This window comes from Microbacterium sp. KRD172 (assembly GCF_017168295.1).
Classification (GTDB): domain Bacteria; phylum Actinomycetota; class Actinomycetes; order Actinomycetales; family Microbacteriaceae; genus Microbacterium; species Microbacterium profundi.
In genome coordinates this window covers 2,539,983-2,565,901 of the sequence record NZ_JABFAS010000002.1, presented here as the reverse complement: position 1 = coordinate 2,565,901, position 25,919 = coordinate 2,539,983, and the positions used below count along the sequence as shown (strand labels likewise).

Annotated in this window: 24 protein-coding genes; 11 read left to right on the top strand and 13 right to left on the bottom strand. The window is 67.8% G+C overall.

Going from position 1 to position 25,919, the window contains the following annotated elements; genetic code table 11:
- Nucleotides 1-91: 91 nt before the first annotated feature.
- Entirely contained in the window at nucleotides 92-595 is a 504-nt protein-coding gene (locus J1M43_RS12700) for a hypothetical protein (protein ID WP_206476911.1), read from the top strand.
- A 99-nt stretch (nucleotides 596-694) separates the two neighbouring features.
- Here J1M43_RS12700 and J1M43_RS12695 read toward each other — a convergent pair whose 3' ends face one another.
- The 3 genes from J1M43_RS12695 to J1M43_RS12685 are packed head-to-tail and all read right to left on the bottom strand — an operon-like array spanning nucleotide 695 to nucleotide 4,967.
- Nucleotides 695-1,798, bottom strand: a complete 1,104-nt coding sequence (locus tag J1M43_RS12695) for a glycosyltransferase (RefSeq protein WP_206476910.1) — start codon at nucleotides 1,796-1,798, stop codon at nucleotides 695-697.
- Nucleotides 1,795-2,835 (bottom strand): glycosyltransferase, encoded by a 1,041-nt coding sequence (locus J1M43_RS12690; protein WP_206476909.1) that lies wholly within the window; start codon nucleotides 2,833-2,835, stop codon nucleotides 1,795-1,797. The genes J1M43_RS12695 and J1M43_RS12690 overlap by 4 nt, the downstream gene beginning before the upstream one ends.
- Nucleotides 2,832-4,967: a glycosyltransferase gene (locus J1M43_RS12685; protein WP_206476908.1), complete on the bottom strand. Its 2,136-nt coding sequence runs from the start codon at nucleotides 4,965-4,967 to the stop codon at nucleotides 2,832-2,834. Before J1M43_RS12685 ends, J1M43_RS12690 begins: the two co-directional genes overlap by 4 nt.
- Nucleotides 4,968-5,015: 48 nt before the next feature.
- Here J1M43_RS12685 and J1M43_RS12680 point away from each other — a divergent pair, with 48 nt between their 5' ends.
- Genes J1M43_RS12680 through J1M43_RS12665 form a run of 4 tightly spaced genes read left to right on the top strand, consistent with a single transcriptional unit; the run spans nucleotide 5,016 to nucleotide 8,383 of the window.
- Nucleotides 5,016-6,218, top strand: coding sequence for a glycosyltransferase family 4 protein (locus J1M43_RS12680; protein ID WP_206476907.1), 1,203 nt, complete (start codon nucleotides 5,016-5,018; stop codon nucleotides 6,216-6,218).
- A gap of 10 nt (nucleotides 6,219-6,228) precedes the next feature.
- Nucleotides 6,229-7,092, top strand: a complete 864-nt coding sequence (locus J1M43_RS12675) for a hypothetical protein (RefSeq protein WP_206476906.1) — start codon at nucleotides 6,229-6,231, stop codon at nucleotides 7,090-7,092.
- On the top strand, nucleotides 7,089-7,355 hold the full coding sequence (locus J1M43_RS12670) for a hypothetical protein (protein ID WP_206476905.1): 267 nt from the start codon (nucleotides 7,089-7,091) through the stop codon (nucleotides 7,353-7,355). Before J1M43_RS12675 ends, J1M43_RS12670 begins: the two co-directional genes overlap by 4 nt.
- A 14-nt stretch (nucleotides 7,356-7,369) precedes the next feature.
- Nucleotides 7,370-8,383 carry a MauE/DoxX family redox-associated membrane protein gene (locus J1M43_RS12665; RefSeq protein ID WP_206476904.1) on the top strand — a complete coding sequence of 338 codons (1,014 nt, stop codon included), beginning with the start codon at nucleotides 7,370-7,372 and terminating at the stop codon, nucleotides 8,381-8,383.
- 4 nt (nucleotides 8,384-8,387) lie between these two features.
- Here J1M43_RS12665 and J1M43_RS12660 read toward each other — a convergent pair whose 3' ends face one another.
- Nucleotides 8,388-10,247, bottom strand: a complete 1,860-nt coding sequence (locus J1M43_RS12660) for a DUF4012 domain-containing protein (protein ID WP_206476903.1) — start codon at nucleotides 10,245-10,247, stop codon at nucleotides 8,388-8,390.
- A gap of 45 nt (nucleotides 10,248-10,292) precedes the next feature.
- Nucleotides 10,293-11,759, bottom strand: a complete 1,467-nt coding sequence (locus J1M43_RS12655) for a sugar transferase (protein ID WP_206476902.1) — start codon at nucleotides 11,757-11,759, stop codon at nucleotides 10,293-10,295.
- A 333-nt stretch (nucleotides 11,760-12,092) separates the two neighbouring features.
- Between J1M43_RS12655 and J1M43_RS12650 the strand changes: the two genes are divergently transcribed.
- Complete coding sequence (locus tag J1M43_RS12650) at nucleotides 12,093-13,172, top strand: hypothetical protein (protein ID WP_206476901.1); 1,080 nt, start codon at nucleotides 12,093-12,095, stop codon at nucleotides 13,170-13,172.
- A gap of 9 nt (nucleotides 13,173-13,181) precedes the next feature.
- Here the strand turns inward: J1M43_RS12650 and J1M43_RS12645 are convergent, their stop codons facing one another.
- From J1M43_RS12645 to J1M43_RS12620, 6 genes are all read right to left on the bottom strand, one after another.
- Nucleotides 13,182-13,574: a response regulator transcription factor gene (locus J1M43_RS12645; protein WP_206476900.1), complete on the bottom strand. Its 393-nt coding sequence runs from the start codon at nucleotides 13,572-13,574 to the stop codon at nucleotides 13,182-13,184.
- 82 nt (nucleotides 13,575-13,656) lie between these two features.
- On the bottom strand, nucleotides 13,657-13,806 hold the full coding sequence (locus J1M43_RS12640) for a hypothetical protein (protein WP_206476899.1): 150 nt from the start codon (nucleotides 13,804-13,806) through the stop codon (nucleotides 13,657-13,659).
- A 219-nt stretch (nucleotides 13,807-14,025) separates the two neighbouring features.
- Entirely contained in the window at nucleotides 14,026-14,796 is a 771-nt protein-coding gene (locus tag J1M43_RS12635) for a response regulator transcription factor (RefSeq protein WP_206476898.1), read from the bottom strand.
- A gap of 52 nt (nucleotides 14,797-14,848) precedes the next feature.
- Complete coding sequence (locus tag J1M43_RS12630) at nucleotides 14,849-15,967, bottom strand: hypothetical protein (RefSeq protein WP_206476897.1); 1,119 nt, start codon at nucleotides 15,965-15,967, stop codon at nucleotides 14,849-14,851.
- On the bottom strand, nucleotides 15,964-17,703 hold the full coding sequence (locus J1M43_RS12625; RefSeq protein ID WP_206476896.1) for a cell wall metabolism sensor histidine kinase WalK: 1,740 nt from the start codon (nucleotides 17,701-17,703) through the stop codon (nucleotides 15,964-15,966). The genes J1M43_RS12630 and J1M43_RS12625 overlap by 4 nt, the downstream gene beginning before the upstream one ends.
- Before the next feature lie 47 nt (nucleotides 17,704-17,750).
- On the bottom strand, nucleotides 17,751-18,197 hold the full coding sequence (locus J1M43_RS12620; protein ID WP_206476895.1) for a VanZ family protein: 447 nt from the start codon (nucleotides 18,195-18,197) through the stop codon (nucleotides 17,751-17,753).
- Nucleotides 18,198-18,300: 103 nt separating this feature from the next.
- Here J1M43_RS12620 and J1M43_RS12615 point away from each other — a divergent pair, with 103 nt between their 5' ends.
- Nucleotides 18,301-18,615, top strand: a complete 315-nt coding sequence (locus J1M43_RS12615; protein ID WP_206476894.1) for a hypothetical protein — start codon at nucleotides 18,301-18,303, stop codon at nucleotides 18,613-18,615.
- A gap of 129 nt (nucleotides 18,616-18,744) precedes the next feature.
- Here the strand turns inward: J1M43_RS12615 and J1M43_RS12610 are convergent, their stop codons facing one another.
- Nucleotides 18,745-19,686, bottom strand: coding sequence for a Ppx/GppA phosphatase family protein (locus tag J1M43_RS12610; RefSeq protein WP_206476893.1), 942 nt, complete (start codon nucleotides 19,684-19,686; stop codon nucleotides 18,745-18,747).
- A 76-nt stretch (nucleotides 19,687-19,762) separates the two neighbouring features.
- On the opposite strand from J1M43_RS12610, the gene J1M43_RS12605 reads away from it, so the two are divergent.
- The 4 genes from J1M43_RS12605 (at nucleotide 19,763) to glmS (ending at nucleotide 24,693) form a co-directional block, all read left to right on the top strand.
- Complete coding sequence (locus J1M43_RS12605; protein ID WP_084595507.1) at nucleotides 19,763-20,035, top strand: helix-turn-helix domain-containing protein; 273 nt, start codon at nucleotides 19,763-19,765, stop codon at nucleotides 20,033-20,035.
- Nucleotides 20,028-21,290 carry a type II toxin-antitoxin system HipA family toxin gene (locus J1M43_RS12600; RefSeq protein WP_206476892.1) on the top strand — a complete coding sequence of 421 codons (1,263 nt, stop codon included), beginning with the start codon at nucleotides 20,028-20,030 and terminating at the stop codon, nucleotides 21,288-21,290. The genes J1M43_RS12605 and J1M43_RS12600 overlap by 8 nt, the downstream gene beginning before the upstream one ends.
- Before the next feature lie 40 nt (nucleotides 21,291-21,330).
- Entirely contained in the window at nucleotides 21,331-22,275 is a 945-nt protein-coding gene (gene coaA, locus J1M43_RS12595) for a type I pantothenate kinase (RefSeq protein ID WP_206476891.1), read from the top strand.
- A gap of 576 nt (nucleotides 22,276-22,851) precedes the next feature.
- The gene (gene glmS, locus J1M43_RS12590) at nucleotides 22,852-24,693 is read left to right on the top strand and encodes a glutamine--fructose-6-phosphate transaminase (isomerizing) (protein ID WP_206476890.1); all 1,842 of its coding nucleotides are present in this window, start codon (nucleotides 22,852-22,854) and stop codon (nucleotides 24,691-24,693) included.
- Nucleotides 24,694-24,841: 148 nt separating this feature from the next.
- Here glmS and J1M43_RS12585 read toward each other — a convergent pair whose 3' ends face one another.
- On the bottom strand, nucleotides 24,842-25,693 hold the full coding sequence (locus J1M43_RS12585) for a type IV toxin-antitoxin system AbiEi family antitoxin domain-containing protein (RefSeq protein WP_206476889.1): 852 nt from the start codon (nucleotides 25,691-25,693) through the stop codon (nucleotides 24,842-24,844).
- Between the last annotated feature and the right edge of the window lie 226 nt (nucleotides 25,694-25,919).

Here is a 25,919-nt window from a genome sequence, read left to right as displayed (position 1 = left end):
GCCGAGACTAGGCTAAGATTAGCGCGTCGTCACTCATTCAGTGCTCTGTGGGAGAGTCCGGGGTGGCGCCGGGGACATATTGGGGAACCTCATGGTTGATACAGCAGCGACCAATTCGGAAGGCATCAGCCGCCGAACCGTGACCAAGGCGATGGCTTGGGCGCTACCCGCGATCGCGGTAGCCGCGCCGATACCCGCATTCGCGGCATCCGGCAAGATCCCGACCATCACACCGGGCACCGCGTGCAAGGCGCCGGGCAACAGCTGTAACCCGATCGTCAAGGGCTACAGCGTTCCCGCGACGGTGAACAACCCGAGCAACAAGACCATCTACGTGACGGCGATCGTCATCAACATCAACACCAGCGGCATCGGCTTCGGCTTGAACCCGATCCCGCCGCTGCCGTGGACGGTGCCCGCCGGCGGTTCACTCGACGTGAACTTCAACGCCACGAGCGGTAACAGCGCCAACCTCGATTTCCAGTTGGGCTTCAGCGTCACCTGGGGCCATGAGATCAACGGCTCCGACATGGACCACGCACCGATCCAGGTCACCGTCACGGTTCCGGCCACTCCGCCGGACTGCTGCAAGTAAGCGGCACCGCCGTCCGGTCAGCTGCCTGACCGGACGACGGGCTCGCTTGGTCGTCGCCTGACGACAGACGCTGCCTGATCGATCGCTTCGCCGACCCTGTCAGCGGATCGACGTGAGGATCTGACCCATCTGGCGCACACGTGCGCTCCAGTCGATGTCGGCGGTGTCAGTTGACCCGTCCGACGTGGATGACTCCAGCACAGATCCCACCATGTGCGCGAAGTCATCCTCGTCGGCGATCCGGATGCGAGCATCTGCACTGTCGCGGAACCCTGCGACCGCTGTCGAGACGACAGGGCGTCCCGCAGCCCGGTACTCGTAGAGCTTGATCGGGTCGAGACTGTCGGTGAAAGCCGTGATCCGGTGCGGCACGATCAGCACATCCGAATGCTGCAGTAGAGCGGGCACGGCGTCGCGATCGACCGGTCCGAGACGCACGACGCCTGCGGCATCGAGGAGTTCTCGATCGGCCGTGCTCAGCAGATCGGGCCCTGCCAGCACGAGCCGCACATGCCCGGTGAGCTCACGGGCGACCCGCGCGCATAACTGCACGTCGATGCGGTCATCGTGCAGCGTGCCGAGATACAGGGCCACCGGTGCCGCGGGCAGGATGTTCGGCCGTGCGGACGGCGTGCGGTAGGCCTCGAGATCGACACCGTTGGGCACGAGGTGGATGTCGCCTCGCTGCGGACTCTTGCGGCGTACGAGCTCGGCGGAGCAGGCCACGACCGCGTCGGCACGATCGAGCAGCAGCGCCTCACCGGCCGCGATCCGCTCGAGCTCGGCCGCCGGGCGCGTGGCGCTCAGCCAGTCGTCGGTGATGTCGTAGAGCGACCGCCATCCGGTGAGCGCGACGATGTCGGCCGCAGCCGGGTCGTTGACCCAGAGCACCGGCGTCGTGAATCCGAGCTGCGTCGCAGCACGCCGGATCGCCCGAGCCCTGCGGTCGTCGCCGCCGGAGTCCAGACGGCGGGGGAGCCACTTCACAGGGCGGAGCGTCCACAGCCTGTCGCCGAGTTGTGTCACAGGAGCGCCGAAGCGCGGACTGCGACGCCCGCGGACATCATGCAGCGGATCGTCCGGAGGCTCGACGAACAGCACGCGCAGCGCCGGGTCGGCGGCGATGAGCCCGGCGATGAGGTGCTGGTTGCGTCGCCACACGGCATCCCACCGCTCGAGCGAGATCACGACGAGGTCGTTCATGCGCGTCTCCTCGCGATCGCGTCGCGGTACACGGCATCGGTGCCGGCGACCTGCCGTTGCATCGTGAACACGGTGAGGGCGCGCTCCTGCGCCGCTGTCGCCAGGCGCAGCCGGCGTTCCGGATCGTCGGCGAAGGCACGCAGCGCGGCAGCCGCGTCGCCCACATCGTCCGGGCGGAACAGTGCGCGGTCGTCGAGGCCCTCCAGCAGATCGAGGTGACCTGCCGCACCGGCGGCGATCGGGGCGAGGCCGTGCGTCATCGCCTCGAGCACGGCGAGCCCCAGCCCTTCGACGGGGCAGGTCGCCAGCAGCAGCGACGATGATGTCAGGAGCTCTGGCACGTCGTTGCGGAAGCCCAGCAGCGAAGCGGACTCGCCGATGCCGAGGTCGGCGATGAGGGTCTCGAGTTCGGGCCGGTCGGGACCCTCGCCGACGATGAGCAGCCCCCAGCCGTCGTCAGCGAGCCCGGACGCCGCGAATGCCCGCACGCCGACCGCTGTGTGCTTCTCGGGTTGCAGTCGCTGCACCATGACGATGCGGCGCGCGACGGGGTGCCGCGGCAGGTCGGCCGGGGCCTTCGTTGCAGGCAGGCCTGGGTGCACCACTGTGCTCGCGACGCCGGTGGCCGCAGCCACGGCCCTGCTCACCGCGATCTCGGCATCGACCCGGCGAAGGAACGGATCTATCGACAGCGGGCCCGCGTGTGCGCGACGGCCGGCGAAATGGCGGGTCGACACGAGCGCGGTACGGCGGCCGAGCAGGCCGATGGCGGATGCCGCGTCCGCCGTCGTCATGTGCGAATTCACCACATCGGCGGCGGTGCGACGCACGGCGCGCATGACGTCGAGCGCGGTGAGCGCGGGAATCACTCGGACGCCTGCCCGCTCGAGCGTCGCGCGCATCTGCTCGGGGGCACCGCCGGCCACGGTCACCTGATGGCCGTGCTCTGCCTGAGCTGCGGCGAGGCGCCGCACGAACTGCTCCACGCCGGCGAACCGATCGGATGCGACGGTATGCAGGATGCGCCAGGGCGTCACGGTGTCGCCTCGAGCGGACGCACGAGCTCTTGGTCTTCGTGCCGCGCGGACGCGGCATCCGGACGGAACCGCGCCTCGACGCGAACCGGACCGAGCCGGTAGATCGCCGCACGACGTCTCGCCTGGGCTCGGCGTTCTCCGCGCAGCACGAGTGCCCGCGCGAGTGCGCCCGCCCATCCCGCGCTGCGGGCGACCGCCCAACCGGCAGCGCCGAAGTGCTTGCGGAAGTAGCGCTCCTGAGACGCGAAGAAGAAGGCCTCGCGGCGGCGCGGGTCGGTGCTCGTACCGCCTGCGAGGTGCCGCGCGGTCGCCTCGTTCACGGCCCGGTGACGCCAGCCGAGCCGGTGCGCGCGATAGGACCAGTCGGTCTCCTCCGCATAGAGGAAGAACCGCTCGTCGAAGTCGCCGACCTGGGCGAGTGCTTCGGCGCGCAGCAGCAGTACCGATCCGATCACGAACCGCGGGCCGCGTTCGAATCGGCCGAGTCCCAGCGCATCCATGACGGCGCGGTGCGGGGCCGGGAACGGCCACTCGACACGCGCAGGGCGCCCCTCGCCGTCGACCTGGACCGGGCCGACGCTGGCGAGCGAAGCATCGGCGCGCAGCGCCCTGTGCAGCTGATCGATCCCAGCGGGATCGATCTCGGCATCCGGATTCAGCAGCAGCAGGTCGGCGCCGGGAAGCAGACGGTCCTTCAAAGCGAGATTCACGGCGGCACCGAACCCGAGGTTCGCACCGGAGTCGCGGTAGCGGATGCCGAGCTCCGCGCACAGTGCGGCGATCTCGGGCAGCGAGGAGTTGTCGATCACTGTCACGGGGAGTGCGGCGACGGGTTCGAGGGCACGGCGCAGCATCTCGGGTGCGCCGTATGCGACGACGACGATCTCGGGGGAGGCTGCCCCGGACACTTCGACAGGCTCAGCGACCGGGGGAGTTCCAGACACTTCGACAGGCTCAGCGACCGGGGGTGCAGGCTCAGCGACCGGGGGAGCGCGCACGACCGATCGATACAGCTCCTGATACGCGGCGGCGACGCTGTCCCAACTGCACTCCTCGGCGCGCACGCGCCCGGCTCTGACCAGTTCGTCACGTCGTGGCCCTGCGGCCGCGAGCAGCGCAGCGGCGAGGGCCGCGGCATCCTGCTCCGGCACCACGATGCCCGCACCGCCGACGACGTCGGGCAGCGCCCCGGCGTCGCTCGAGACCACCGGCACGTCCATCGCCATGGCCTCGACCGCGACGCGGCCGAACTGCTCTGTCCATCCCGCCCGCGCCACCGACGGCACCGCGAGCACGTCGATGGAGCGGTAGAACTCGTCGACGGCCTCTGGATCGACCGGACCGATCAGTTCGACGCGGTCGGCGACCCCGCGCTCTGCCGCCCAGTCCGCAAGAACGCTTTCGAGCGGCCCGGAGCCTCCGATCCGCGCGTGCAGTCGCGGCTCGAGCACGAGGGCGTCCAGCAGCGTGGCGAGGCCCTTCTCGGGCACCAGACGCCCCAGCATCCCGACGGTCACGCGATCATCCTCGGCAGGCGGGCGCGCGGCCTCAGAGGCAGCTGCAGCGACCGCATCCACGCCCAGCGGGATCACGCGTGCGCGCCCGGCGAAGCCCTTGGCCTCGGTGATGTGCGCGGCCTCGGAGTTGCACGCCGAGATGCCGGCGGCGCGGCCCAGCGCCCACCTCTCCAGCCACCGGAACGGCACCGGGTAGCGCTTGTGCAGGTTCTGGGCGGTGTACAGCACGACTGGGGCAGGATTGCGGCGCAGCATCCGCATGACCAGCACCTCTGCGGTGCTGAGGGCGAAGGGCTCCTCGTGGATGTCGATCACGTCCCACTGCTCGCCGAGCGCGCGCCACAGCGGACGCGGGTCGTAGACGAACAACGCCGGATGAGTGCCGAACGCACGGGCCGGGATGGCGTTCTCGTCGTCGGCGGCATCCAGGTCGACCCACACGCCACCGGCGTGCCATCGGGTCGCGGTGATCAGTGCCACATCGTCGCCTCGCTGCCGGAGGGCCCGCTCCCGGCCACGCCATGCGGCGATCGCGGCGCTGTGCGAAATCCGAAGTACCCGCACATTGCCTCCCCAGGATATGCTCTGTGTGAGCAACACTATCCGTCCATCCATGCGCTGGGGAGTGCAGGACGGATAGCAGCCTTCTGGGGAGGCATTCTTTTGGGGAACTCGTATTCGAGCGCGCGCGCCCTGCGCGTCGTGCATCTCGATCACACGACCGTGCGCGGCGGCGCCGAACTCGCCCTCGTGCGCCTGCTCGCCGCCGAACAGGCCGCACCGCAGCCCGCATGGACCCCAGCGGTGCTCGTGCCGGCGATCGATGACGACGACGTGTTCGCGCAGCTGCCGCCATCGGTCGTGCGACGCACGCGCGGGGTACGACAGAGCGCAGGAGGCAGCGGATCGTCACCTCTGCGCATGGCCGCCCTCGCCGCACGGTTGCTGTTCCAGGCCGTGCTGACCCGCACCCACCCGAATGTGCGCACGGCCGACGTCGTGATCGCCAACAGCACCAGGGCCGCGGCCTATGCGGCACTCGCGCTGCAGCTCTCGCGCACGCCGCTTGTCGTGCAGCTGCGCGACATGATCGACGAGGAGAGCCTCGGCGCGCTCGGCTACCGCCTCATGACGAAGGTCGTGCTGCCGCGCGCGGACGCGGTGATCGGCAACTCTCGCACCACGCTCGCAGGAGCGCTGCCGTTCGTGCGGCCAGGGACGGCGGCGGTCGTCATCCACAGCGCGTCAGGGCTGAAGCTCGCGGCCGGGCGCACACCGCGCGCGCGATCGACGAGCCCGCTGCGCATCGGCATGCTCGCCCGCATCGATCCCTGGAAGGGCCAGCTCGAACTGCTCGAGGCGTTCGCCGCGACGTTCCCGACCGGCACGGCGCAGCTCGAACTCGCGGGCGGGGCGCCGTTCGAGCAGGCCCGGTTCGCAGCACAGCTGCAGGAGCGCGCCGTGGAGCTCGGGGTGGCTGACCGCGTGCATCTGCTCGGTCACGTCGACGACACCGCCGCGCTGCTCGACGGCTGGGACATCGCGGTGCAGTACTCCACCCGTGCCGAGCCGATGGGGCAGAACGTGCTGCAGTACCTCGCCGCGGGCACAGTCGCGGTCGTCGCCGACGAGGGCGGACCGGTGGAATGGGTCGATGACGGCGTCAACGGACGCGTCGTGCCGCCGCGCGACGTGGAGGAGCTGGCCCGCGTGCTGCGGGAGCTGGCTGGCGACCCGACACAGCGGGAGCGGCTCGGGGCTGCGGCCGCCCGGACGCCGGGACTGCTCGATGACGCCGCAGTCGCAGCAGCACACGCCGCTGTGTTCCACGACGTGTGCCGCGTGCGGCCGGGTCGCCGGGCATAAGCTGACGCCTGTGGACTCCCTGGAGACGACACCGATCTCGCTCGACGTGCGGATCGAGTTCAGCCGTGCCGCGTTCGAGGTGATCGCGCGCCGTATCGGTGTGCGTGTGCTGCACGTCAAGGGCACGACTCTCGACGGCTCTCTGCGCAGCCGGAGGCGCAGCGGCACCGACGTCGACACCATGGTCGATCCACTCGCCCTGCCGGCCATGCACGCCGCACTCGTGCAGCACGGTTGGGCGGTCTACAGCTCATTCGTCGAAGGATCGCCGTTCGGTCACGCCCAGACGTATCACCACCCCGAATGGGGTTACATCGACATGCACCGCCGTTTCCCCGGCATCGTGCTGCCCGATCAGGACGCGTTCGAGGTGCTGTGGGCCGGTCACGACACCCACGTCTCGGCCGGGATCGAATGCGCGATCCCCTCGGTCGACGCGCAGGCCGTGCTGTTCGTGCTCAACGCCGCCCGCGACCTCGACGTGCTGGGCGACGAGGCGCGCGCGCTGTGGTCGGGCCAGGACGAGCAGGCGCGGATCCGGCGGTCGAGACTGGTGCGGATGCTGCACGCCGAGGTCGCGTTCGGTGCAGGCCTCGGCGACCTGGAGCGATACCGCGGTCGTCGGGAGTACCTGCTCTGGAAGACGGTGTCGCAGGGCGGCGGACGGCTTGCAGAGTGGTGGGGGCGGATCAGGGCCGCACCGACGTTCGGCGACGCGCTGCGCACCGCCGCCCAAGCACCCCGCGTCAACCGCTCTGTGCTCGCGCACGAGCTGGGCCGCGAACCCGACAGTCGTGACGTGTTCCTCGCCTTTCTGCGGCGGGTCGGATCTGCACTGCGGAGCATCCGCCCCGGGAACGGGGCGCGAACATGACGACCTTCGCCCAGGCACCCGACGTCGGCGTGATCGACGACGGCGTCCGCGTGTTCGCCGCGGCTCTTCCAGACGGGCCGATCGTGGTGCTCGCCGACATCGCCGCGGTGGTGTGGCGCGCAGCGCCGGGCCGAGACGTGCATGCCCTCGCACTGCAGCTGATCGAAGACGGCATCTGCACCGAGGAGACGGCGTCGGCGGATGCCGGCCTCTTCACCCACGCCTTGATCGACGTGGGACTGCTGCGTGAGGAAGAGGACTGATGGAACAGGCGCTCATGGCAGCTCCTCTCATACTCGCGGGCGTGCTCGTCGCGAGCGGTGCGGCGAAGCTACGGCATCCGGAAGGCGAAGCGGCATGGGCCGATCTCGGCGTTCCCGCCGTGCTTCGTCGCGACTGGCTGATCCGGCTGCACCCGTGGGGCGAGATGATTCTCGCTGCCGCGCTGCTGGTGTTCGGGGGTGTGCTGGGCGCGCTCGCCGCGGCGTGCGCTGTCGTTCTGTTCGGCGCATACCTCGTGCTGATCGTGCGGCGTCGAGCTGGGGGAGCGGATGCCTCGTGCACCTGCTTCGGCGCCCCTGAGCCGATCACGACTCTGACTGTCGTGCGCAACGCGTGGTTCCTGCTGCTCGCGGTCCTCACTGCCGTCGTCACCTGGTCCACACCGTTGCTCGGCGGACCGCTCGCCGCGCTCGCCGACCAGTGGCTGTGGCTGATCGGTATCGCCGCAGCCGCGTTCACCACAGCGCTCGTGCTGTGGCATCCGGCATCCGACCGGCCGGTGGAATCCGGCGTGCCGACGATCGGAACCCGCAATGCCGCCGACACCGAGAACGCCGCCCCCGGCGAGGTCGACGCGGCGGAGTACATCCGCACGCGCACACCCGCAGTGCCCGTCATGCTGGCCGATCGCAGCACGGTGAACCTGCGGCACCTCGCCGCGCGCGGACCGATGCTGTTGCTCGCCGTGAAAGAGGACTGCGGGGCATGCCTTCCGGTGATCGAGGCGATGCCGAGATGGCGCGAGCTGCTGCCCGAGGTCTCGGTGCGGTTCCTGCTGTGGCCCGCGCCGGAGAATACGCCGCTCACCGAGGTCACCGAGCCGCAGTCGCTGCACGATCCGTACTTCTACGTGCAGGGTTCGATCGCCGACTGGGCGACGCCCACTGCGGTTCTGATCGGCGCCGACGGCTACCTGGCCGGCGGGCCGGTGTCAGGCTACGACGAGGTCTCGGCCTTTGTCGGCGACATCTACGAGAGTCTGCACGGAGAACGCCCCGACGAGCCGTGACGGGTCAGCCGCAGCCCTCTGCGGTGAGCTGCACCCCGACGGTGCGCACCATCGGGGTGTGCTGGATGTCGAGCGGCCCGTACTCGCCGGCGGCACCGGTGAAGGTCGCCACGACCGTGTGCGTCTGCGCCGGCAGGTTCTCGACGGCGATCTTGACCGCTCCGCGGCCGAGGTGCTGCACACCGCTGGCCGTCACCGCCTGCCCGTCGACGGTCGCACCAGTGAACGTCGAGCCCACCGGGCCGTAGAACACCAGGTAGGTCGCGACCGTGCCCTTGTCGAAGAACCTCGCCGGCGCGATCGAACGAGGAAGATCCGGTGCCTGTTCCGGCGTCACGGTGTTCGTCAGGGTCGCCGTCGTGGTGAACGTCGGGCTGTCTGGCGCCGTGCACTGCGTCGACGACGCCGCGACATCGAGTTGCATGTAGTAGTCGAGCTTGCTCTGCGTGAAGTCGTTCACGTACACCCCGACGAGCGTGCGCTCCTCGTTCGTGCTGGGCAGGCGGCCCGACAGCTTCGACTCGCCGACGAGCGCGGCCTCTGCTTCGGTGGCGGGGGAGTACAGCAGCCGGTTCTCATCGACCGCGAGGGCGAGGCTGTCCAGGAGCGCCTTCGGATCGGCGCTGCCCGAGGTGATCATGTCGAAGATCGACCGTGCAGCCACGGCGAAGATGGCGTCCTGCTGCACAGCCTCTGGGAAGGTCGAGTACACCTGGTTCAGCAGGAACGGCACGGCGTTCTCAGCGGTGAGAGTGATCGGCTCGTCGAGGAACTGGATCATCTCGCCGTCGATCTCGAAGGGCTCCGCCGGGATCGTTGCGGGTCCGGTGGCCTGCAGCAGGTAGCTCAGCGCGACCGGGTCGAACGACACGACAGCATCCACCGGCGTGCCGAAGGCCTCGGCCCAGTATGCGCGGATGATCTCGACCGACTCGCTGAAGTCGGGGCTCATCGTGGTGTCGGAGATCCATCGGCCGACCTTGTCGCCATACAGCGCTTCGGTCTCGGGATTAAGCGCAGTGACAGGGGTCGGTCGCGCGTTCTCGAAATCGCCGCTCGATGCCTGCTGCGTGATGCTGATGCGCCCCTGATCGGCGGTGATCATCACGATCGCGGCGGGGTTGCCGCCGGTGCCTCGCGACTCGGCGTTGTTCTGGAACACCATCAGGTAGTTGCGGGGTGCCTCTGCGCCGAGGGCGGTCGGCAGGATGCCGATGATGTCCTTTGCGGGCCCCAGCAGCGGCTGCATCTCATCGACCGCGTCGGTCAATTGCACGAGCGCACCGTCGACCTGCGGGATGAGTGCATCGCGGTCGATGCCGTCGAGATCCGTTGCAGCCTTCTCGACAGCATCCGCCGCCTGCGTCACGGCCGCCTGCATGTCGGTGATCGCTGCGAGGTTGATCGCTCCGCCCACCGGGGTGAGCGCCTTGAGGCTCAAGCCTGTCGCGGGGGTCAGTGCGTCGTTGACCAGATCGTCGGTGACGACGGCCGCGGTGCGCACGGCGTTGAGGTTGGGGCCCACGACCGGCACCCATTCGAGGTTCTTCCACATCTCGTCGTCGGTCTGCTCACGGGCATCCGCCGTGAGGGCCGACAGCTTCGCGGTGGTCGCGCTCGCCCCCTCGGAGTCGCCGGCGAGGATCTGATCCTTGGCGGTCGTCGCGAGCGGCAGCGCCTGCTCGAGTGAATCCCTGGCGGCCATCGCCCTGTCGTAGAGCCGGGTGCCGACGATGAGACCGACGACGGCGATCACGATGAGCAGCAGCACGATGCCGACAGGGACCCACAGGCGGAAGCTGCGAAGCAGGGGGCGGCGCTGTCGGTCGGCGCGTCGGGCGCGCTCGGCTGCTCTGGTGGTCATGAACTCATCGTACGAGTACGGGGCAGGCGCTTCCTGCGGGAGTGCTCAATACGCCCCCTGGCGCTGCAGCACCACGCGCAGGGTGCGCCACAGGATCGCCAGATCGCTCGTCAGGGACCGGTTCTCGACGTAGTAGAGATCGAGGCGGATGCTGTCATCCCACGACAGGTCGGAGCGGCCGCTGATCTGCCACAGCCCGGTGATACCTGGCTTCACGAGCAGACGCCGCTGCACCCACTTCTCGTACGTGTCGACCTCGCTCATCAGCGGAGGGCGAGGCCCTACCAGCGACATTTCGCCGCGGAGCACATTGATCAGCTGCGGCAGTTCGTCGAGGCTGAGCCGCCTCAGGGTGCGGCCGAAACGGGTCACGCGCGGGTCGCTGCGCATCTTGAACATGACACCGTTGCCGTCGGAGGCGGCGAGCAGTCCGGGCAGGCGCTGCTCGGCATCGGTCACCATCGTGCGGAACTTGAGCATCGTGAACCGTCGCCCCTCGAGTCCCACTCGGCGCTGGCGGAACAGGGCGGGGCCGCCGTCGCGGCGCACCATCGCCGCGAGCACGAGGAACAGCGGACTCAGCACGATCAGGGCGAGCGAGGAGACGACGATGTCGAACGCGCGCTTGGCGGCGTACCGCGAACCGGTGAAGGCGGGGTAGTCGACGTGGATGAGCGACAGCCCGGCCACAGGTCTGGCGTGGATGCGGGGACCGGCGATGTCGGTCAGTGCAGCGGCGACGATGAGATCGACGCTGCGCGACTGCAGATCCCAGCCGAACTGCCGCAGCTGCGCGGGGCTGATCAGGTCGGAGCCGCTGTAGACCACGGCATCCACGCCCGCGAGGTCGGCGCCGGCGACGGCATCCTCCAGGCTTCCCACGACGGGGATGCCCGGCAGCAGTTCGACACCGGGTCCGCGTTCGGTGAGGGCGCCGGTGATGACCAGCCCGGAGGCGCTGTCACGCTGCATCTCACGAGCGATGTGCAGCGACTTCGCGTGCTCGCCGACGACGACCACGCGGGAGAGGTAGCGACCCGACGCGCGCTGTGTGGCCAGCCAGCGTCGCCAGAGCCAGCGGCTGGCGATGAGCGCGGCCATCCCGGCGGGCAGGGCGAGCAGCAGATAGGCCCTGGCGACTTCGACATGCAGCAGGAAGGCGGCGATCGTCAGCAGCCCGAACACGCGGATGCTGGCGTCGGCGACCCTGCGGTACTCTGTCCAGCCGCTGCCGATGACCTTCGCGTCCCTGGTGTCGTACAGGCGCAGCCCCCACAGCCACGCGAGGGCGAACACCACGGAGACCATCGTGTACGCGACTTCGAATCCTGCATCCGTGACCCCCGGAATGTACAGGTCGGCGTTGCTCTGGCCGAAGCGCAGCGCTTGCGCACCGAACACGACCCCCACGATGATCAGCGAGTCGGTCAGCAGCAGACGCCAGGCGTACTCGCGCTGCCAGCGTCCCGCCGCCTGCGCCTTGACGGCGGTGGTGTCCGCCGTGGTCGGCACGGCTCGCGAGAGCGGTGGTGCGGTCGCGAACGGTGGTACTGCCGCGATCGATGCCGTTCGTCCGTTCTGTCTCCGCGTAAGCGGCGTCAGAATGACGTCCCCAGATATTGCCACAATCCCTCCCCAGAGAATGCGCGCCCCAATGCTCTCGACAGGGTCGAGGGCTGCCACCTGCGAACAGGAGGCGATGAATCAGCGTTGCCCCAGCAAACGCTGCTTTCCCCCGGCTCACGCCGAAGGTCCAGATCCGCAGTCTAGCCCGGGTGGCGGGATTGCGGAACCCGCAGCACCGTACTGGCCGAAACAGTGGCCCGCGCTGTAGTACGGTGGGGCGTGAATCTGGGGGTGGATGCCGTGGTGACGAGGTCGATGCTCGCCGTCTCCGCGCTCGGTGCTCGGATCGAATTGGCGTTCGGTGAGGACGTGTCGGAAGACGTGGTCGCTCGCATCCGAAGGGCGTGGTCCGGTGCGGGTTTCCCGGCATCGTCCGACTCGGCATCCGCTGCGCACGCGGCATCCGATGCCCGTATTGACGTGGATGCGATCGACGACGTCGAACGCCACCTCGAGACGCTGTCGACGAGGGTGACACTCGACGCGCTCGCGCACAATCGCGGCCGGCTCATGATGCTGCACGCGGCCGGCGTCGCCCTCGAGGACGGACGCGTGATCGCGTTCGTCGGCCCGTCGGGTCGGGGCAAGACGACGCTCAGTCGCGCGCTCGCGCAGCATCACGGCTACGTATCGGACGAGACGATCGCATTCGACGAGCACCTGCGCGTGCTGCCGTATCGCAAGCCGCTGTCGGTCGTGCGGCCGGGTGCGCCGAAGGATCAGGTCTCGCCGGCGGATGCGGGGCTGCGTGAATTGCCCGACGCTGATCTGACGCTCGCGGCGATCGTGCTGCTCGAACGCGATCCGGATGCCACCGAACCCGAGATCGAGCATCTGCACTTCGCAGATGCCGCCCCGCTGCTCGCGGCGCAGTCCAGCTACCTGATCGAGTACGAGGGGACGGTCGCCGCGCTCGCCGATCTGTGCGACCGCGTGGGCGGGGTGCGGCTGCTGCGATACGCCGAGGCCGCGGACGTGCCCGCGATGATCGATGCGCTGCTCGTACCCGAGCCGGCCCCGGCACCCTGGGAGCGGATGCGTCTGGACGGTGCTGGCCGCGATTCGAAGGCGGATGCCGTCGACTACGGCAGCGTCGTGGTGGCCTTCTCCGACGGCATGCTGCGCGTGCTCGAGGGGATCGCACCGGCGGTGCTGCGCGCGGCGCGCGAGTCGTCTGAACTCGACCGGATCGTCAGCGCGGTGCTCGACGCGCACGGAGCGCCACCGAGCGGTGACGCGGTGGCGATGGTGCGCGAGGTGGTGGCCGAACTCGCCGATGTCGGGCTCGTGCCGGCGTGATACGCGCCGCTACGGCGTCCGCGGGCGCCGCAGCATGGCCTCGATCCTGGCGCGAAGTTCGAGGGGGCGCACTGGCTTGACCATGTAGCCGTCTGCGCCGGACTGATAGCCGCGCACGATGTCGGCGTGAGTATCTCGAGCCGTGAGCATGAGCAGATAGGTGTCGCTGGACGCGCGGATGCGCGTGGCCGTCTCGAACCCGTCGACATCGGGCAAGTCGACGTCCAGCGTCGTGATGGCCGCGCCGTGCGAGCGGGTGAGCTCGGCGCCCGCAGCGCCGGTGCCGGCGCAATGCACGGCGAACCCCGCTCGTTCGAGGATTCCGGTGACGAGCGCGCGGGTTCCGAGGTCATCGTCGATTACGACGGCGACCTTCTTGCATGAGGATGCGTCGTCCATCATGGGCAGATCGCCGACGGGCCGTGGTCGTCGCCGACGGTCAGTTCGTCAGCGGATGCGCGAATGTCGATGATGATGTCACCGGTCATGTCCCCGGCTCCGTGGAGCCGGGGATCATGACCAGCGGCGTGATGATGCTCGGCGACAACAGTCCCCAGACCAGTCCGCACGCGACGCCGATGGCTGCGAGGGCCCGCACAACCATGGCAACGCGGTGCGTTGCGTGCATCATCATCCCTTCTTCGTCCCCAGGAGAAGGGGTTCAGGAAGTCGCGGTGGCAGCCACCGCGACGAAGACCGTGTCGAACGTGCACCTCGTCGGGTTCGAGGGTGCTCGATGTCATGCTCTGAGAGTAGGAAACCCACCGCAACGCGGAGCCAGGCCCGCCTCAGCGCTCTGCGAAGATTTCCGCAAGATCTGCGCAACCCCGCTGCGGAGTCCGCGGCGTCGTGGTCAGGCTGCGACGTCGCGCGTGAGCCGATAACCGACGCCGCGCACAGTCTCGATGTAGCGCGGCTGCGTCGGATCGTCGCCGAGTTTGCGCCGGAGATTCGTCATGTGTGCTTCGACGGCGCGCTTGTCGGCATCGCTGACGAAGGAGCTCGTGACATACGCCTCGCCGCGCAGCAGCAGCGTGAGATCGACCTTGCTGCGCACGCGGCGCTTGGATTGCATCAAGGCGTTGAGCAGGTCGAACTCGGTGCGGGTGAGCTCGATCTCGCGCTCCTGGACGAGTGCGATCCGGCTGTCGGGATCGAGTCGCAGATCGCGGTGGGCGATCCAGGTCTCATCGTCGGCATCGACCTGCGCGGCCGGCTCCTCACGCGGCGAGTACACACTCGAACGTGGGCGGCGCAGCAGCGCCTCGATGCGCGCACGCAGCTCGCGCGGGCGGAAGGGCTTGTCAAGGTACTCGTCTGCACCCGCGGTGAGACCGAGCACGACATCCGCTTCCTCGTCGAGGGCGGTGAGCATGATGATGTAGGTGTCGCTCTGCGCGCGGATGCGACGGGCCGCTTCGAAGCCGTCGATGCCGGGCATGTTGACATCGAGCGTCGTGATCAGCGGCTGATGGGTGAGCACGGCGTTCACGCCGTCGATGCCGTTGTCGGCCGAGACCGTCGAGAATCCCGCTGCTTCGAGCACCTCTGCCAGAAGATGACGCACGTCCGGATCGTCTTCGACGATCACCGCAGTCTTCTGCGGGTGCGCGGCGTCATGCATCTGTGGAGTTCTTTCACTCGGCGTTAGGAATCGGGGACTTCCATGGCACATGCTACATGGCGCGAATTCGCTCCCACCTGTTGCCGCCGGCCTGCTGCGCGACCTCGGCAGCGGCGGCAGCGGAGGCGAGCAGATCGTCGAGGTCGTAACCGGCCACCGGGACCTGCGTCCAGCCGATGCTCGCCGACATCCGGATCGGCATGGGCTGATGATCATCGATCGTGGACACCCGATCGAGCAGATCGGTCACCACTTCGCGCACGCCGCCCTGTGCGCGAGGCACGAGCGCGATGAACCGTGTCGCGCTCAGCTGCTCGATGTCGGCATCCGCGGGTAGCGCAGCATCCACATCGCGACCGAATCGCTCGCTGATGGCGTTGAAGGCGCCGGTGCTGGATGCTGCGCGGATGTCGTCTGGGTCATCCAGACGGATGTCGAGCAGCGACCACCAGGGATCCGACGCCGCCTCTGCACGATCGAGCCGGTTGCGCACGATGCGGTCGAATTCACTGCGCGGCGAGTGCGTGGTGTCACCGGTCCGCGTGGTGAGCAGAAGACAGGTGACCAGATTGCACGTGATGAAGACCGTGACGCCGATCATGTTGAGCGTGCGCAGGAACTGCAGGCTGTCGGTGTCGGCGACGGTGCCATTGGCCACCAACACTCCGTTGATGACCGTGATCGCGGCGAAAACGAGGAATGCCGCAGCCACGGCCATGAGTGGAAGCGCCTCGTCGCGCAGGTGCGGGCCCAGGCGCACGAGTTCGATGAGGACGAGCACGGCGAACACCGCCATCGACGCGAACAGCGCCCGGAATCCGATCCCGTACATGCCGAAGTGCATCGTGGCCATCAGCAAGGCAGGAGCCACCACGACGAAAGAACCCGAGAGCAGCACGAATTGCCGTTCGCTCCCGCGGTAGGCGCGCAAGCCCGACCACATCAGTGGCAGCGGTGAGACGACCAGTGCTGCCCCGAGGGCACGGAGCGGCTCGGAGTCGAGCATCTCGTGAGCGAGCCAGACGTAGGAGCCGATCATTGCGATCGCGAACCCTGCCGACCAGATCGCGGTGGCGCGAGACGGCCGCGGCAGGAAGCCCAGTGCGATGAATATGACGGTGGCGACCGTGGCCACTGCGATGACGGGCATCACCAGGGAGGTGGTGATCATGCGGGACTCCGTTTCGGAGACGGCTCGCCGGATTCGCGAGATTCGCGAGATTCACGAGACTCACGAGACTCACGAGACTCACGAGACGAGGGGAGGATGATGCTGACCTCGGTGCCCTGACCGAGTTCACTCTTCACGCCGATGCGGCCGCCCTGTGCGAGGACGATATCGCGTGAGATGCCGAGGCCGAGGCCCGTGCCTGGAATTCCCTGCTCGCGGGCGAGGTCGGTGCGGAAGTCCGGTTCGAAGATGCGGGGAAGGTCATCGGCGTCGATGCCGATGCCCGTGTCTGTGACGGTGAGGGCGACTTCGCCCGGGGCGGGGCAGTGGCCCCGCACGCTGACCTTTCCGCCGCGCTGGACGTACTTGATCGCATTGCTGATCACGTTGTCGATGACCTGACGCAGCCGGAAGGCATCTGCACACAGCGGGAGGCACTGCTCCAGGTCGACGTCCAGGGCGATGCCGCCGGCATCCGCAACCGGGGCGAAACCCTCGATCGACGCCCTGGCCGTGTCGGCGAGATCGAAGCGCACATCGCTGTCTTCCGCGCGAGCACCTGGTGTGACGAGCGCATCGTCGATGAGGCGCTCCATCCGGGTGCCGGCTCGCTCGACGACGTCGAGCTGACGGCGCGCCGCCGCGCTGATGTCGTCACGCTCGATGAGCAGATCGATGTGACCGAGGATCGCGGTGAGGGGGTTGCGCAGCTCGTGGGAGATCGTGCGGCGCGTGGCCGACGCATCCGTATGCGGATCCATCGCTGCGGTCACGTCGCGCACGATCAGCAGTACGCCGTCGTCGGCGACCTTACCGTTGCCCATCACCCGGGTGGAGGCGCTGAGCGCCCGCCATTCGCCGTCAAGGCCGAACAGCCACACGATCTCATCGTCGAAGAGCTCGCGACGGACGGCGCGGGAGATCGTCGTCTGCGCGAGGGGCACCGGCGTGCCGCGTCGCTCGTGATACTCCACGGCCGGCGCCGGGTGGAACTGCGCCGATTCGTCGAGCGCGTACAGGGCCAGGAACGCGGTGTTGGAGATCTCGATCAGCCCGCCCGTGCCTACTCGCGCGATGCCGACATCCAATGAGTCCATCAGCCGGCGGGTGCGCGCCTTCTGCTCGGTCACGCGGTGCAGGGCGTGGGCAAGGCGGGTGGACTGCGCACTCAGCAGTCGCCGGGTGGAGCGGCTGCGCTCTGAGCCGACCATCATGATGACCCCGACGAAGCCGAGCGTGACCATGAGGATCACGGCATTCATGAGGGTGTCGACCGTGAGGCCCCGGAGGAAGAGCACGGCCAGCGTGATCGCGCCGATGAGACACAGCGTCGAGATGAGGATGACGGGGGAGTAATACGACGCGATCCACGCGACCAGCAGCACCCACAAGAAGACGATCGCGGGGCTGCTGCCGACGCTGAGCAGGGCGACCGCGAGTATGTCGAGCAGCGGCACGAGCAGGACGCCGACAGGGCTGACCTGATGCCAAGGCACGGCCAGGGTCGCGATCGTGATCGCGATGATGAGCACCAGGCCCAGGGTGAACGCCGCATTGGTGAACATCACGGGTGTGAGCAGTGCCACACCGAGTGCGATCATCACGACGGTGAAGCCGAGGATGAGCTGCCACTGCCAGATCGAGCGCGAGCGCCGGTCGCCGGCGAAGTGCGTGGGGTCGGACTCGGGGTGGTCCGAGGATGGCGCCGTCGCGCGCGTAGCGCCGTCCCTCCCCATGTGCGTCAGTGTATCTGTGTGGTCGGGTGACCGCGGGAGCATCCGCCCTACGACGCTGCCTGAAGCGCGGGAGTCATCGCGAGCCGGCCGATCACGCGCACGAACAGGCAGCCGACGACCGCACCCGCGGTGTTCGCGACCAGGTCGGAGATCGTCGAGAAGCGCGTGGGCAGGAACAGCTGCACGAACTCGATTGCGCCGCTGGTGACCAGACCGAGCACAGCCAGATGCCACGTTCTCAGGCGCGACCAGCCGAGGGCCAGCAGCAGCCCGAACGGGATGAACAGAGCGATATTCGCCAGGAACTCCAGCACCGTGTAGGTGTAGAAGAACGGCACGTCCAGCCGGTAGGCGAGCGACCGCGCGATGCGTCCGACGATGCCCGTCACCCGGCTCGCCTGGTCGCCGGGCAGCCACACGACGAGCGCCAGGGCGATCGTGTAGGGGACGAGGAGGATGCGCGAGATCAACGCGAGCATCGACACTTTGGGCATGGCTTCAGGGTAGCGAGGCGTGCTGGGTGTCGGCTCCGTGTCGTATGTCGTTCTCCACAGCGATTGCATCGCCAAGCGCCGGGATGTCGGGCAGAATGGAGGAATGTACATCTCACCCGAGGCCATCACGACGATCGTCGGAACCGTGACGGTGATCTTTGCGATTCTCGGCGGCTGCGTTTGGTTCGACCATCGAATTGGCAATGTTGAGCGCAACCCCGGAACGCGCATGAAAGGCGTGAACGCCAATATCGATGCCCGTCTCGATGATTTTCAGGACAAGTCCGGTGCCCGCGTCGATGGTGTTGAGCGCAACCTCGGTGCCCGCATCGACAAGGTGGCGGACGAACTCGTAGAGGTCAAGGTCGCGATCGCCCGCATCGAGGGGCAGCCGCGCCATCACGTGTCGACGCGCTGATCCTGCGCCGGCTCACGTTCTTTGCAGTACGGACGTCGGAGCATGTCGCAGACGTCGGACTTCCTGACAGAATTCCTCCGCCGTGCGTAACAGGCTCCGCCACTCGGGACAGCCCGCCACGGTTCGCCGTCAGATCCCGAGGCCGCCCCAACTGAGCGACTCCGTGTAGCGCAGCAGCACGCCCTCACGCAGCGCCCACGGCGACACTTCGAGCTCATCGATGTCGAGCATCTTCATCGCCGTGTGCAGCACGACGGCGGCCGCGACGATCTGGAACGTGCGATCGGGCGTGATCCCCGGCAGCTCCTGGCGGGCGATCGCCGGAATGCGGGCGAGCCGCGGGATCCACGACTTCAACGACGAACGCGAGAGCACCGTGCGGTCGAAGCCGAGCCCTGACACCTCTCGCCCTGCGAGGTTCGCCAGCGAGCGGATCGCCTTCGACGAGCCCACCATGTGGTCAGGATCGGGAAGGGCGTTGAGATTCTCGGCCACGGGCGCGAGCAGTTCGACGGCGTGCGCACGCAGCTGCTCGACAGCATCCTCACCTGGCGGGTCCTCGGGCAGGAACTGGACGGTCATGCGCCCGGCGCCGAGAGGCACGGATGCCGCGACCTCCGGCACCTCGTCGCCACCGGCCGCGAACTCGAAGGACCCGCCGCCGATGTCGAGCAGCAGGATGCGTCCGGCATCCCACCCGAACCAGCGCCGAACGGCGAGAAAGGTGAGCCCCGCCTCTTCCACGCCGGTGAGCACCTGCAGCGGCTGGCCGAGAGCGGCCTCGATGCGGGCGATGACCTCTTCGCCGTTGACCGCCTCGCGCACGGCGCTGGTCGCGGTCGCCAGCAGGGTCTCGACGCGTTCGGTGACGGCGATCTCGCGGGCCCTGGTGACCGCGGCCTCCAGTGCCTGCACGCCCTCCTCGCTGATCGCGCCCTCGGGCGTGAGATAGCGCATCAGGCGCACCACCGTGCGATCGCTCGTCGTCGCGAGAGGGCGGCCACCCGGCCTGGCATCCGCAGCGAGCAGGTGGACGGTGTTCGAACCGATGTCTAGGATTCCGAGGCGCACGGGATGAGACTACGCGTATGCGGGGTGTTCGAATATTCTCACTTCGTGTAGTGTCGGGATATTCGAACATTACACAATGTCTGAATATTCACACATGGAGGCCCGCATGCCGCGATACACGGTGGAAAGACCGCATGATTTCGGTGACCTCATTGCCGGCATGCGCGAGGAGCAGGGCGTCACACAGGATGAACTTGCGGATCGTCTCGGGTTCTCCAGGAGCTATTTGAGCGAGCTCGAGTCGGGGAAATCGACCGTCCAGCTTGCGAGATTATTCCGCACGCTGCACTCTCTCGGCGTCAGCGTCGAAGTCTCGTGGGAGTCGGCGACGGAGTCCGAGGATGACTGACGAGCTCGAAGTTCGATTGCACGGCGAGTACCTCGGACTGCTGCGTCGAGCGCCGCGGCGGTCACGCGAGAACGTGATCCTCGAGGACGTGACTCCCACATCAACAAAGGTTCGACTTGCCGAGTCGTTCGCCCTGCGCGCTGGACGACGCCCCGACACGGATCTCGTGTCACGGTTTCTCGGCGGCTATCTGCCGGAAGGTGCGCAACGAAGAGCGCTCGCATCCAAGCGGGCGATCGAGCCGAACGACCTGTTCGCCTTCCTCCGCGAATTCGGTAGTTCGATCGCCGGCGCTCTGACGTTCTGGGGCCAGGCGACCACCGAGCGCGAGCCTCGTTATACCCCGATCTCGCCGAAGCTCCTGCGCCGAGAGTTGCAGCGCGCAATCAAGGAGCACGACCTCGGCATCCGAGACGACAGCCGATCGATGATCGCTGGGTTTCAGCCGAAGTTGCTCGTCTCGAGGTTCGGCGACAGCGGGTGGTCGCTGCCGCACGGTGGAGGGCACTCGACCCACATCCTGAAACCTCGCCTGCAGAGCCGCCCGACCCGCCTCGTCGACGAGTTCTACAGTCACGAACTCGCTCGCGCTCTGGGCCTGGCCACTTTCGCTTCATGGCTCGAAGGCTCGGGGGACGGCACGTATCTCGCGATCGAGCGATTCGATCGCCGTGTGCACGATGAAACCGTCGAGCTTGTGCATCAAGAGGATGCTGCGCAAGCGCTCTCACTCGGATGGGCCGACGACGACCTGAAGTTCCAGGACCCTGAGCGACCGCGCGATCCGCGCCGCCCATCGGCGTATCGGATCGCGGAGCTCACGGCCACGCTGCGCGGCTTCGAAGTGGTCGAGCAATGGGTGCGGCAACTCCTGTTCCGCATCCTCATCGGAGACAACGACGGGCACGCGAAGAACGTGGGGATCCTTCATCTGCCGGGCGAGGATCGACTCACCGACATGTACGACGCCGTGCCGAATCTGTTTCAACCCGAGCGGATCCAATGGAATATGGCGCTCGCGATCGACGGCGAATTCGACCGCCGCCGTATCGATGTCGAGCGGCTGCAGGCCGAGGTCGCATCATGGCGGGTACTGGGAGCTTCACGCGTGCACGACGTGATCGATGACGTGCTGGGCTCATTCCGGTCGGCGCTCGATGATGTCAGCGTGCCGCGAGGCGGCTCGAACGGCCTGCGCGAGTTCTTCGGTCGCGCGGTGGATCGTTTACGCGCGGGGGACGAGATCGGTGAATGACCGATGCTCGCCGATGTTCCGCCCCGATACGATGTAACGCGTGACCACCGCCGACCCCACAAAGCCGCTGTCGCCGTATCGAGAGATCGACCGTGCGGAGTGGGCGCGATTGGCGTCGGGCCTGGACCAGCCGTTGAGCCAGAACGAGGTCGTCGAGATCCGCGGCCTCGGCGACCGGCTGAGCCTGGACGAGGTGCGCGACGTCTACATGCCGCTGAGTCGTCTGCTCAGCCTATACGCGACCGCGACCAAGCAGCTCGGCGCCGCGACCAGCACGTTCCTCCAGGAGGACGACGCCACCACGCCGTTCGTCGTCGGCGTCGCAGGATCGGTTGCCGTGGGCAAGTCGACCATCGCCCGCCTGCTGCGCGAGCTGATGAGCCGCTGGCCGGGCACGCCTCGGGTCGAGCTCGTAACCACAGACGGATTCCTCTACCCGAACGCCGAACTCGAGCGCCGGGGACTGATGGAGCGCAAGGGCTTTCCCGAGTCGTACGACCGCCGGGCGTTGCTGTCGTTCCTCACCGAGGTGAAGTCGGGGGCGCCCGAGGTGCGCGCTCCGTTCTACTCGCACATGCGGTACGACATCGTCCCGGATGCGCACGTCGTCGTCCGGCGCCCTGACGTCGTGATCGTCGAGGGGCTGAACGTGCTGCAGCCGCCGCCTGCGCCGAACGACGTCGCCGTGAGCGACCTGTTCGACTTCTCGGTCTTCGTCGATGCCGACAGCTCGCATATCTCGAAGTGGTACGTGGAGAGGTTCCTCGCGCTGCGCAAGGGCGCGTTCAGCAACCCGTCGTCGTACTTCAACGTGTTCGCGCACCTGACCGACGAAGAGGCTGTCACCACGGCCCTCGGCTACTGGAACGACATCAACATGCCGAACCTCATCGAGAACGTGATGCCTACCCGGCACCGTGCGAGCCTCGTTCTGAACAAGGGCGCCGACCACAACGTCGAGAGCGTGCTGCTGCGCAAACTTTGACGGCGCCGCGCCTCCGCCGCCCACTCCGGTGCGGGAGGTGGCGCTTGATGCCGTGTGGCGGCGCTTTATGCGGCCACTCGCGCCACCTCCCGGGCGGGCGCGGCGCCCTGGACGGATCGAACGGCGATCGCGCGCGAACGGCGTACCCGGCCTGGAACGCATCGACGCACCCGGGGGCGGGGGCGGAGTCGCGCGCCCGGGAGGTGGTCGGTCGTGCCGCTTCGTGGCGGTTGAGGCGGCGCGAGGCGACACCTGGGGGGGATGGCGCGGAGTCGCACGCGCGGGAGGTGGTTGGTTGTGCCGCTTCGTGGCGGTTGAGGCGGCAGGAGGCGACACCTCCGGGGGATGGTGCGGAGTCGCGCGCGGGAGGTGGTTGGTTGTGCCGCTTCTCGGCGGTTGAGGCGGCACGAGGTGACACCTGCGGGGGATGGCGCGGAGCCGCACGCCTGCGAGGTGGTTGGTCGTGCCGCTTTCGGCGGTTGAGGCGGCACGAGGCGACACCTGCGGGGGCGGGGGACGACGGCATCCGAAGTTCGTTCGGAACCCTCGCAAAAGATCCCGCTTACTCTTGAGACCATGTGTGGAATCGTCGGATACGTGGGCCCGCGCCCCAGCCAGGACATCCTTATCGCCGGCCTCGCCCGACTCGAGTATCGCGGGTACGACTCCGCCGGTATCGCGGTCATCGACGAGAACGGCGACCTCGGGATGCGCAAGAAAGCCGGAAAGCTCAGCATGCTGCGCGACTCGCTCGCCGATGCTCCGCTCGGCGACGGCACGACCGGGATCGGCCACACGCGGTGGGCGACGCACGGCGGGCCGACCGACGTCAACGCGCATCCTCACCTCGCCGCTGACGACAAGCTCGCCGTCATCCACAACGGCATCATCGAGAACTTCTCCGCCCTGCGCGAAGACCTGCTCTCCGACGGTGTGACGTTCCTCAGCGAGACCGACACCGAGGTCGCCGCAGCCCTGCTCGGCCGCGAATACGCCAAGAGCGGCAACCTGCAGGACGCGTTCCAGAACGTCGTCAACCGCCTCGAGGGTGCGTTCACGCTGCTCGCGATGCACGAGGACCACCCGGGCCTGGTCGTCGGCGCCCGCCGCAACTCCCCGCTCGTGATCGGACTCGGCGAGGGCGAGAACTTCCTCGGATCCGACGTCGCAGCCTTCGTCGAGCACACCCGCAAGGCGCTCGCGATCGGTCAGGACCAGATCGTGTCGATCACGCCTTCCGAGGTCACCGTCACCGACTTCGAAGGCAACCCGGTCGAGGCCGAGCCGTTCGACGTGTCGTGGGATGCCGCCGCCGCCGAGAAGGGCGGATGGTCATCCTTCATGGCCAAGGAAGTCGCCGAGCAGCCAACGGCCGTCGCGAACACGATCCTCGGCCGCGTGAGCGACGGACAGGTCGTCATCCCCGAACTCGACGGACTCGACGAGCTCTTCATCGGCATCAACCGCGTGATCATCACGGCGTGTGGCACGGCATCCTATGCAGCCCTCGTCGGAAAGTACGCGATCGAGCAGTGGGCCCGCGTCGCGACCGACGTCGAGCTCGCCCACGAGTTCCGCTACCGCGACCCGGTGATCGGTGACGATACGCTCGTCATCTCGATCAGCCAGTCCGGCGAGACCATGGACACGCTCATGGCCGTCAAGTACGCCCGCGAGCGCGGTGCGCGCACACTCTCGATCTGCAACACGCAGGGCGCCACGATCCCTCGCGAATCGGATGCCGTCGTCTACACCCACGCGGGCCCCGAGGTCGCCGTGGCGTCGACCAAGGCGTTCTCGGCGCAGATCACCGCGCTGCTGCTGCTCGGTCTGCACATGGGTCGCGTGCGTCAGACGCTGACCGACGACACCGCGGTTTCTGAGCTTGCGGACCTGCCCGACAAAATCGCCCGCGTGCTGGCCGAGGAGCACGACCACGTCTCGCAGCTCGCCGGCTGGATGGCCGACACGCGTTCGGTGCTGTTCCTCGGCCGCCACGTCGGATACCCGATCGCTCTCGAAGGTGCGCTCAAGCTCAAGGAGATCTCGTACATCCATGCCGAGGGCTTCGCCGCCGGCGAGCTCAAGCACGGACCGATCGCCCTGATCGAGCCCGGCCAGCCGGTGTTCGTCATCGTGCCGTCGCCGCGTCACTCCGCGCTGATCCACTCGAAGGTCGTCTCGAACATCCAGGAGATCCGTGCCCGCGGCGCCCGCGTCATCGTGATCGCCGAAGAGGGCGATGCCGCCGTGCTCCCGTTCGCCGACGAGGTCATCCACATCCCGCTCGCCGGGCCCATGTTCGAGCCGGTGCTCGCGGTCGTGCCGCTGCAGATCTTCGCGATGGCCCTGGCCACGGCCAAGGGCCTGGACGTCGACCAGCCCCGCAACCTCGCGAAGTCCGTCACCGTCGAGTAGGCGGGCGGCGCGGCGCGCTTGCCGGCCCTGACACTTGTCGGCTCAGATCACGGATGTCGGTCGAAACCTCGGCGTTTCGGCTGACACCTGTTTTCTGGGCTGACATGTGTGCGCGGGATCGACCTTGCCGGCACCGGATGCCGGGGCATCAGGCCCGAGCACGTGCGAGTGCAGGCAGGATCGCTGCGACGACCCGGTCCCAGTCGTACACGATCATCGAGTAGTCGAAGCGCAGCGTCTCGTAGCCGCGAGCTGAAGCCTCGGCATCCCGGATCAGGTCCTTGTGCCGCATGCTGCCGTCGTGGTTCACCTTGCCGTCAGCCTCGAGGATCACGCGTCCGCCGATCACGAAATCCACTCTGCCGACGCCGTCGATCTGCACTTGGCAGTCGAGCCGGATTCCGAGAAGATGCAGTCGCAAGCGGAGCAGCGACTCCAAACCGCTCTCGGCATCGCCGCGCGCGAGGTCCAGGAGCCACCCCGCGGTGAGTGGCAGCTCCCGTCTGATGCGGTCACGATCGCTCGCCATGATCAATCGCTGATTCCAGGCGGACTCGTACGCAGCGAAGAATGTCTCGTGGTCGGCGCAGCGGAACAAGTGGATGAGGGCTGCGGCGACGGGGGCCATGCCGAGCTGTGCCTTGCCAGGACTGTGATGTGTGACACACCCGCATTCGGTGTGGTGCCGGCGACCGGCCTTGCCCATCCACACGTGGACCTCGGTGCCCTCCTCTTCCTTCTTCTTCTTCTTCTTCTCGGGAAGCATCCAGACGCCGTGGCTTCGAAGGGCGGCAGCGCAGGTGAGTGCGCCGCCGTGTTCCGCAGCCGTGATGACGCGTGGATCGATCCCGGCCAGCGCGTACACACCGGGACGGACTCGGACGATGTCACCGGAGCGCGCCGCGGCGGCGAGATCTGTGCGAGTGCATCCGAACGCCTGAAGCTGCGTACCGCGCGCGATGCCGTCGAAGTGGGGGAGGAGCTGGGCGGGCTGAAGCATCCTCAGAGCATGCACCGATCTTCGGTCGTCAACTGCCGAATTGCGGTGATTGTGAACGAGTTCGACTTCTCGGGAATTGTGCAGAACTAGTCGCGCTCGCGGAATTTGTCAAGGCGAGTGAGGCCGGTGGGTGTTAGGCGGCGAGTTGGATCTCGTCGGTTGGTGGCTGGTTGATCCACGCGGCCGGGTCTCGGTCGAGGATCTTCGGTCGCGTCTGTCGCGTCGT

Excerpts from the sequence above, each read along its gene's own strand:
- J1M43_RS12700 (WP_206476911.1), top strand. The coding sequence starts at position 92 with ATGGTTGATACAGCAGCGACCAATTCGGAAGGCATCAGCCGCCGAACC.
- J1M43_RS12695 (WP_206476910.1), bottom strand. The coding sequence starts at position 1,798 with ATGAACGACCTCGTCGTGATCTCGCTCGAGCGGTGGGATGCCGTGTGG.
- J1M43_RS12685 (WP_206476908.1), bottom strand. The coding sequence starts at position 4,967 with ATGGATGGACGGATAGTGTTGCTCACACAGAGCATATCCTGGGGAGGC.
- J1M43_RS12670 (WP_206476905.1), top strand. The coding sequence starts at position 7,089 with ATGACGACCTTCGCCCAGGCACCCGACGTCGGCGTGATCGACGACGGC.
- J1M43_RS12665 (WP_206476904.1), top strand. The coding sequence starts at position 7,370 with ATGGCAGCTCCTCTCATACTCGCGGGCGTGCTCGTCGCGAGCGGTGCG.
- J1M43_RS12660 (WP_206476903.1), bottom strand. The coding sequence starts at position 10,247 with ATGACCACCAGAGCAGCCGAGCGCGCCCGACGCGCCGACCGACAGCGC.
- J1M43_RS12645 (WP_206476900.1), bottom strand. The coding sequence starts at position 13,574 with ATGATGGACGACGCATCCTCATGCAAGAAGGTCGCCGTCGTAATCGAC.
- J1M43_RS12640 (WP_206476899.1), bottom strand. The coding sequence starts at position 13,806 with ATGATGATGCACGCAACGCACCGCGTTGCCATGGTTGTGCGGGCCCTC.
- J1M43_RS12635 (WP_206476898.1), bottom strand. The coding sequence starts at position 14,796 with ATGCATGACGCCGCGCACCCGCAGAAGACTGCGGTGATCGTCGAAGAC.
- J1M43_RS12630 (WP_206476897.1), bottom strand. The coding sequence starts at position 15,967 with ATGATCACCACCTCCCTGGTGATGCCCGTCATCGCAGTGGCCACGGTC.
- J1M43_RS12625 (WP_206476896.1), bottom strand. The coding sequence starts at position 17,703 with ATGGGGAGGGACGGCGCTACGCGCGCGACGGCGCCATCCTCGGACCAC.
- J1M43_RS12620 (WP_206476895.1), bottom strand. The coding sequence starts at position 18,197 with ATGCCCAAAGTGTCGATGCTCGCGTTGATCTCGCGCATCCTCCTCGTC.
- J1M43_RS12615 (WP_206476894.1), top strand. The coding sequence starts at position 18,301 with ATGTACATCTCACCCGAGGCCATCACGACGATCGTCGGAACCGTGACG.
- J1M43_RS12605 (WP_084595507.1), top strand. The coding sequence starts at position 19,763 with ATGTCTGAATATTCACACATGGAGGCCCGCATGCCGCGATACACGGTG.
- J1M43_RS12600 (WP_206476892.1), top strand. The coding sequence starts at position 20,028 with ATGACTGACGAGCTCGAAGTTCGATTGCACGGCGAGTACCTCGGACTG.
- glmS (WP_206476890.1), top strand. The coding sequence starts at position 22,852 with ATGTGTGGAATCGTCGGATACGTGGGCCCGCGCCCCAGCCAGGACATC.
- J1M43_RS12585 (WP_206476889.1), bottom strand. The coding sequence starts at position 25,693 with ATGCTTCAGCCCGCCCAGCTCCTCCCCCACTTCGACGGCATCGCGCGC.